Here is a 9,011-nt window from a genome sequence, read left to right as displayed (position 1 = left end):
ATGTTAAAGATGGGAAAATTGCTGAAGATTCGCATGATGCGATCAATGGGAACCAAATTAATAAAATATCTGGAGATGTAGCAAACATTTTGGGTGGGAATGCGGAATTTAGCGACGGTATTTTGTTCGGTCCGCTCTATCATTTATCGCGCATTTCTGAAGATGGCGTAGCAGTATCTAAAGACCATAATAATGTTGGTGACGCTTTGACAGGGCTTGATGACAATATCAACAATGTGAATAGCCGCTTAACACATGTAGCAAATGAATTTACTCAGAAAATTGAGGGTGTTTCTAAAGATTCTCTATTGTGGAGTAATGATGAGCAGGCATTTGTAGCACAGCATGGAGCAGACAAAGAAAATAGCAAAATTAAGTTTCTTGCCAATGGAGACATTTCTGCTAATTCAACCGATGCAGTGAATGGTTCGCAGCTCTTTGCTACTAATCAGAATGTTAACACTGTTACAAATAATCTGACAACAATTGCTAAAAATATATCAAAGTATTTTGGTGGTGGTGCAGATGTATCTAACGGTAAGGCTCCCACTTATACAATTCAGGGTAATTCTCATAATAATGTTGGTTCTGCTTTTAATGCTGTTGATACTTCTATCACGAATATCCAAAATCAAATCACTAATGCAGCAAAGAATAGCCTTGTTAAGCAGGAAGGAGATGCAGGTACTATTACCATAGGTAAGGAAACAGGAGGTTTTATAATTAATATTGCAAATAATGCAGGCAACGATAGGACAATTTCTGGTGTGAAGGCAGCTGTGAATGGTAATGAAGCTGTTAACAAAGCCCAGCTTGATAAAAGTATAGAGAAGATTTCTAATGATATTAATCTTACAAGTGCTGCTGCAGTTCTCTATGATAAAGAAAACGATACCGTTAATTATAATAGCATAACTTTGGGTGGTGATAAGACTACAGCACCAGTTTCCCTCCATAATGTTAAAGATGGGAAAATTGCTGAAGATTCGCATGATGCGATCAATGGGAACCAAATTAATAAAATATCTGGAGATGTAGCAAACATTTTGGGTGGGAATGCGGAATTTAGCGACGGTATTTTGTTCGGTCCGCTCTATCATTTATCGCGCATTTCTGAAGATGGCGTAGCAGTATCTAAAGACCATAATAATGTTGGTGACGCTTTGACAGGGCTTGATGACAATATCAACAATGTGAATAGCCGCTTAACACATGTAGCAAATGAATTTACTCAGAAAATTGAGGGCGTTTCTAAAGATTCTCTATTGTGGAGCAATGATGAGCAGGCATTTGTAGCACAGCATGGAGCAGACAAAGAAAATAGCAAAATTAAGTTTCTTGCTAATGGAGATATTTCTGCTAACTCAACCGATGCTATAAATGGTTCGCAACTTTATTTGATGAGTAATCAGCTTGCTGCATATTTTGGTGGTGGCGCTGGCTATAATAATGGAGAATGGACTGCTCCTACTTTCAAGATAGCACAATTCAAAGCTGACGGGAGCTCTGGTGAAAAGAAGGATTATCATAACGTTGCCAGTGCTTTTGACGGCGTAAGTGAGAGTATGTCTAAGATAAACGACCGTATTCAAAGTGTTGAAAACAATGTCTCGTCCAATGGTTTAAATTGGAATGAGCAGAAAAAAGCTTATGACGCTAGCCATGATGGTCAACCAAGTAAGATTATCAATGTAGCAGATGGTAAAATTGCAGAAGGTTCAAAAGATGCAGTCAATGGTGGACAGCTTTGGGAAACCAACGAACGTATCACTGGCGTTGAAAAAGATATTAGGCATATTGAAAACAGAGTCGACAATATTTCCACTACGGTTACGAATATTGGTGAAACGGTTTTCAATATTGAAGACAGAGTTGATAATATTGAGAACACGGTTAATAATCTTTCTGATGGTGCAGTTAACTATGATAAAGATGCTGATGGTAAAAAAACCAATAAGATCACTCTAAAAGGTGGCAACGAAAGTGAACCTGTTATGATTGATAATGTTGCCAATGGTCGCATTGAACAAGGTTCGAAAGAAGCTGTGAATGGTGGTCAACTGCATGATTACACTCAGCAACAGATGAAAATTGTTCTCGATGATGCAAAAAAATATACGGATAGTCGGGTGGATAATATTGTTATTAATGCCATTGATGATGCTGTTGATCGGTCTGACCGATATACAGATATGAAGTTTAATATTTTAAGTTATGATATTAAGAGCGTACGGAAAGAGGCAAGGCAAGCAGCCGCCGTTGGTCTAGCAGTATCCAACCTACGTTACTTCGACGAGCCAGGATCTTTGAGTGTCTCATTTGGTAGCGGCACATGGCGTGGACAATCCGCATTTGCTCTTGGTGCTGGTTATACATCTGAAAACGGAAAAATCCGCTCTAATCTCTCTGCCACGAGTGCTGGTGGTCATTGGGGCATAGGTGGTGCAATCACTCTGAAAATAAAATAATACGAACAACGAAAAGAAAACAAAACATCCACCCTTATTAATTGAAATAAGGGTGATTTTTTTTACAGACGCACAGTATTTACCCAGAGATAAGCATAATATTTGATGAGGCTATAGACTGTGAGGTTTTATAGAAGATTTTTCTATATTTTTGTTGAAAAAAGATCACAGTAGAATCCATATTGCTAAAAAGCTATATTTTTATGTTGCTATTTTCTTGAACAGTCTATAGCTATATGGAATTGTATATTAGTAAGACTCATTTTGATAAAATAACTTTCAAAGGGGAGGATAAGTAGTGCGTAAAGATAAAAGGTACATCACGAGACCACGCATATATCATTATATGATATATTAAAAAGAAAAAATCCAACTAAAAAGCCAGTTATCCAAGGAAAACTATATTCCGGACATATTACAATTTCTTTTTACTTTACTTATTATTAACAAAACCATGCTTTCTAATAAAAATAAAGTCTATAATTAGGAAAATACATACTAAAACCTAGTACAAAGGATTTTATAGTAACCGCTACCAAGTAAAAAGTAATATTAAATATAAAGACCCCTTTTTAGTTAAAAAAAACAGCACACTAAAACGATTAGACTCTAAATGTGTCATCTTTATGTCCACAAAACATAATCAAAAAACAAACATTTAGGTCTCAATAAAGAGAGCACAAACAAAACTAAAGACTCAAAATGTTCACACTCTAAGCAATGATCGTCTACTCTAAATTCCAAAGATATCGATAATGCTAAAATGTGTCTTTTTTATGTTTTGGAGGTGTTTCTAAGTTTTTTCATTGGAGAGTTTGTTATGAAAAAATTATATGCCCCACAAGCTGCGAGTGAATTAAAACGTTCTCGTTTTTCTTTTGTTAAAGTTCTTTCGTTGGCTACAGCGGCTACATTCTTATCGAATGTTACGCCTGTTTTTTCAGCAAATCCTGATTTTAGAAACACGTTTCTTGAAGGTGTAAAAAGTGCCGGTGTGTCTTATCCACAAAGCATTCTCTCTTTTGCTGGTTTGAATGATTCTGAAGACTATGCAAATTTTTTAACCAAAACTCTTACTAGTGTAAGTGATTATAGTCCTATAGTGAATGTTTTGGCAAAAACCAGCGATTCGATACGTTCAATTGATATGAATGCTGGAAGTAAAAAAATAACAAGAGCAGCTTTAACTCCAGGAGTTGTAACGGGCGGTCAAATGACTAGGGATGGGGTGTTGGGTAATCCTCTTGTCAATGGTGTACGGTCTGAGGGAAATTCTCATGATGCTATTGTGTACGGGCAAGTAGCGCAGACGAAGGCTGACCAAGGGATTGCTATCGGCTTAACTGCTTTAGCTGGTCGTAGTAGAAATACTAAAAATAGCATTGCAATCGGCTCTTCTCTAACCGATAGTTATGATGAAAAAGAGAGAACAGTTTCAGTTGGTGATTTTTCAATAGCTTTCGGTAGTAAAGCACATAGTTATGCAAATGAAGCGATTGCTATGGGGTACAATGCATATGCAAAGGAGCAGGCGTTGCAGGGAATTGCTATAGGCGCTAGCTCTAATGTGACGGTTGCGGGAGGTGTTGCTATAGGAAGTGATGCTATCGCTGATAGGGCTGCAGGTGTTTCAGGATATACTTCTTCGCTGCAGGGGGCAACAGAAAGCACTGAAGCGCAATGGAAAAGTAAGCAGGGTGCCGTTAGTATTGGTAATAAAAGTACGGGCATGACGCGGCAGATTACAGGTGTAGCAGCTGGTAGTGAGCCTACTGATGCAGTAAATGTTGTACAGTTAAAAGACTTAGAAAGTGTCGTAAGAAATGGTGGTTGGAAACTATCTGTTGGGGGTAAGGATGATACGACCGTTATCATGGACAGCGCGGTAGATTTTTCCGCTGGAAGTACAAATCTTCAAATTAGCAAAGGCAAAGATAATAATAATATAAAATTTGATCTAGCTAAGGAAATTGCAGTCAATAAAGTAACTGCAGGAAGCAGTACCCTAGATGCAACAGGCTTAGTGATTTCTGGTGGACCGAAAATAACCACCGAAGGTGTTTATGCTGGGGGTAAAAAGATTACAGGAGTGTCTGATGGCACTGGAGCGAACGATGCCGTTAATTTTTCACAGTTAAGCAAAACCAATGAGAGTCTTTCGTCCACATCGAGAAATCTGGAAACGGCTATGGCCAATACATCAAAATATTTTGGTGGAGGTGCAGGAGTTGCTGGTTCTGCTATGACGGGACCAACTTATAACTTATCCAAGATTGATACAAAGGGTAATATAACAGAGGGCTCTTTTAAAGATGTTGGTAGTGCATTTACTGGTCTTGATACAAATATCAAGAATGTGAATGCACGTATTAAAGAGGTTTCTGAAGGAGTAGCACAGGATTCTTTGTTATGGAATGATGAAGCCAATGCCTTTGTAGCGCGTCATGAGAAGAAGCAAGAAGAAAAAGGCAAAGCTGTAAGAACACAAGAAAACAGTAGAATTACGTTTCTAGCAAATGGTGAGATTAGCACTAAATCAACGGATGCTGTAACGGGTAGTCAGCTCTATACAATGGGTAACACGCTTGCAACCTATTTTGGTGGAGGTGCTGGATATGATGAAGTGGGCATATGGAGAGAACCGGATTTCAAGATCAAGCAGTTTAGTGAGGATGGTACTTCTTTTGACAAGAACTATACGAATGTAGCTGATGCACTTACAGGTGTTGGAAGTTCTATCACGAATGTTCAGAATAAATTGACTGAACAGGTTAATAATGTGATTACCAAAGTGGAAAGCGAAAGCTTTGTTCAGCAAGATAAGACAACGAGTCGTCTCACTATTGGTGCAAAAGTAGGTGGCACAGAAATCAATATTGCAAATGAAAGCGGTGCGGATCGGATAATTTCTGGTGTTGGGGAAGCAAAGAACAATAATGACGCTGTTAACAAAAGCCAGCTTGATAGCAATATCAAGAATGTCAATAATAATGTAACAAATAAGTTTAACGAACTTACTAAAAACATAACGAATATTACTCAGCAAGTTAAAGGTGATGCTTTGTTATGGAATGATGAAGCCAATGCCTTTGTAGCACGTCATGAAAAGAGCAAAGAAGAAAAAGGCAGAGCTGTAGCCACTCAAGATAACAGCAAAATTACGTTTCTTTTAGATGGTGATGTTTCTTAGGGGTAGCAGCTGGTTCTGAACTGACTGATGCAGTAAATGTTGCGCAGATAAAGTCATTACAAAATTACGTAGATAAAGGTTGGCAGCTGTCTGTTGGTGGTGCAGATGCTACAACTATCGGTATAGAGAGCAAGATCGATTTATCAGCGGCAAGTGAAAATCTTCAAATTAGCAAAGGCAAAGATGACAATAATATAAAATTTGATCTAGCTAAGGATATTGCAGTCAATAAAGTAAATGCAGGAAGCAGTACCTTAGATGCAACAGGCTTAGTGATTACAGGTGGACCGAAAATAATCATTTCTGGGATAGATGCTGGGGGTAAAAAGATTACAGGAGTGTCTGATGGCACTGGAGCGAACGATGCAGTTAATTTTTCACAGTTAAGCAAAACCAATGAGAGTCTTTCGTCCACATCGAGAAATCTGGAAACGGCTATGGCCAATACATCAAAATATTTTGGTGGAGGTGCAGGAGTTGCTGGTTCTGCTATGACGGGACCAACTTATAACTTATCCAAGATTGATACAAAGGGTAATATAACAGAGGGCTCTTTTAAAGATGTTGGTAGTGCATTTACTGGTCTTGATACAAATATCAAGAATGTGAATGCACGTATTAAAGAGGTTTCTGAAGGAGTAGCACAGGATTCTTTGTTATGGAATGATGAAGCCAATGCCTTTGTAGCGCGTCATGAGAAGAAGCAAGAAGAAAAAGGCAAAGCTGTAAGAACACAAGAAAACAGTAGAATTACGTTTCTAGCAAATGGTGAGATTAGCACTAAATCAACGGATGCTGTAACGGGTAGTCAGCTCTATACAATGGGTAACACGCTTGCAACCTATTTTGGTGGAGGTGCTGGATATGATGAAGTGGGCATATGGAGAGAACCGGATTTCAAGATCAAGCAGTTTAGTGAGGATGGTACTTCTTTTGACAAGAACTATACGAATGTAGCTGATGCACTTACAGGTGTTGGAAGTTCTATCACGAATGTTCAGAATAAATTGACTGAACAGGTTAATAATGTGATTACCAAAGTGGAAAGCGAAAGCTTTGTTCAGCAAGATAAGACAACGAGTCGTCTCACTATTGGTGCAAAAGTAGGTGGCACAGAAATCAATATTGCAAATGAAAGCGGTGCGGATCGGATAATTTCTGGTGTTGGGGAAGCAAAGAACAATAATGACGCTGTTAACAAAAGCCAGCTTGATAGCAATATCAAGAATGTCAATAATAATGTAACAAATAAGTTTAACGAACTTACTAAAAACATAACGAATATTACTCAGCAAGTTAAAGGTGATGCTTTGTTATGGAATGATGAAGCCAATGCCTTTGTAGCACGTCATGAAAAGAGCAAAGAAGAAAAAGGCAGAGCTGTAGCCACTCAAGATAACAGCAAAATTACGTTTCTTTTAGATGGTGATGTTTCTAAAGATTCAACGGATGCTGTCACGGGTGGACAGCTTTATTCGCTGAACGAACAACTTGCAACCTATTTTGGTGGAGGTGCAGGTTATGATGAGCAAGGACAATGGAAAGCTCCAAGTTTTAAGGTTAAGACAGTTAAGGATGATGGTAAATCTGAAGAGATAGACTATAGCAATGTGGCGGATGCTTTGGCTGGAGTTGGTAATTCTGTTACGAATGTAAAAAATGAGATCAGCAAAGAGATTACGAATGTAGTGAGTGATAGCCTTGTCAAGCAGGATAGGATGGATCTTATTACTATTGGTGCGGAAAGAGGCGGCAATAAAATCAATATTTTAAATCGGGATGGTGATGCTCGAATTCTTTCTGGTGTTAAGGCAGCGCAAAATGGGGACGAGGCAGTCAATAAAGCGCAGCTTGATGCAAGTCTGAAGGATCTTTCCAGCAGTCTTCAGTCAGAAGATTCAGCAGTGGTTCTCTACGATAAAAAAGAGGGTGAGAATGGCGGCATTGATTACACGAGTGTGACTTTAGGTAAAGGTAAGGATAAGGCGGCTGTTGGTCTTCATAATGTTGCTGATGGTCAGATTGCCAAGGATTCACGTGATGCAATCACGGGTGGACAGGTTAACAAAATCGGTGAGGATTTAGCTAAGTTTCTTGGTGGAGAAGCATCCTTTAAAGAGGGTGTTTTTACAGTTCCGACTTATAAAATCTCTAATGTTTCTGACGATGGTACAGTAACGACTAATTCACATAACGATGTTGGTAGCGCCTTTGCGGGTCTTGATACGAGTGTCAAGAATGTGAACACTCATCTGTCTAATGAGGTCAAAAAGTTTGATGAAAAACTAAGTAATATTACGCAAGCAGTTCAAGGCGATGCATTGTTATGGGGCAAGACTAAAGGTGCGTTTGTAGCGACGCATGGGGACAATAAAGAGAACAGCAAGCTTACATCACTTGCAGCTGGCTCTATAGTATCAGGCTCGAGTGATGCGATTACGGGTGGACAGATTTATGATCTGCAAAAACAGTTTGCGACGTATTTTGGTGGAGGAGCAGGTTATAATGAAAAGGGAGAATGGGTTGCACCTACCTTCAAGCTTAAAACTGTCAATTCTGATGGTAGTGCTGGTGAGGAAAAGGTTTACAATAGTGTATCGGAAGCATTTGCTGGAGTTGCGAGTTCTATCACGAATGTTCATAATGATGTGACCAATGTTGTCAGTGATAGCCTTGCCAAGCAGGATGATAATACGAAGGTTATCACTATTGGTAAAGAAGTAGAAGGTACAGAACTCAATATTGCCAACAGTAAGAAAGAAGACCGGATACTTTCAGGTGTTGGTGAAGCAACAAAGGATAATGAAGCTGTTAACAAGGGGCAGCTTGATAAAGGTTTGAAGGATCTTTCTAGCAGCCTTCAATCAGATGACTCGGCTGTTGTTCATTACGATAAAACAGGTGATGAAACTGATTATACGAGTGTGACTTTAGGCAAAGGTAAGGATAAGGCGGCTGTAGGTTTGCATAATGTTGCTGATGGTCAGATTGCCAAGGATTCACGTGATGCAATCACGGGTGGACAGGTTAACAAAATCGGTGAGGATGTAGCTAAGTTTTTAGGTGGAGAAGCATCCTTTAAAGATGGAGCTCTTACACAGCCAACGTATAAATTATCTTACATTGCTAAAGATGGAGTTGTAACAGAGAGTGACTTTCAAGGTGTTGGAACCGCTTTTGCAGGCCTTGATGCAAATATCAAGAATGTGAATGCACGGATTAAAGAAGTTTCTGAAGGAGTAGCACAGGATTCTTTGTTATGGAGCAAGGAAGCCGATGCCTTTGTAGCGCGTCATGAGAAGAAGCAAGAAGAACAAGGCAGAGCTGTAAGGACACAAGAAAACAGTAGAATT

2 protein-coding genes and 2 pseudogenes are annotated in these 9,011 nt (G+C 39.0%); all 4 read left to right on the top strand.

The genetic code is table 11. The features are described from left to right. A partial coding sequence (locus ACFINE_RS01520; RefSeq protein ID WP_375620818.1) for a Vomp family autotransporter occupies positions 1-2,468 on the top strand: 2,468 nt, incomplete at its 5' end. Positions 2,469-3,288: 820 nt separating this feature from the next. Then, a complete protein-coding gene (locus ACFINE_RS01515; RefSeq protein ID WP_375620817.1) occupies positions 3,289-5,658 on the top strand; it encodes a hypothetical protein in 2,370 nt (789 codons plus the stop codon). Between the two features lie 11 nt (positions 5,659-5,669). Next, positions 5,670-5,759: pseudogene (locus ACFINE_RS01510) on the top strand (hypothetical protein); the annotation flags it as partial. Positions 5,760-5,930: 171 nt separating this feature from the next. Next, positions 5,931-9,011 (top strand): annotated as a pseudogene (locus ACFINE_RS01505) (hypothetical protein); the annotation flags it as partial.

It is taken from the genome of Bartonella sp. AA97HXZ (assembly GCF_042196985.1).
GTDB lineage: Bacteria > Pseudomonadota > Alphaproteobacteria > Rhizobiales > Rhizobiaceae > Bartonella.
Note: the sequence above shows the minus strand (reverse complement) of the source record. Positions and strands in the feature narration are given on the sequence as shown.

Bases quoted from the DNA above. Each gene is read 5' to 3' on its own strand.
- ACFINE_RS01515 (WP_375620817.1), top strand. From the start codon at position 3,289: ATGAAAAAATTATATGCCCCACAAGCTGCGAGTGAATTAAAACGTTCT.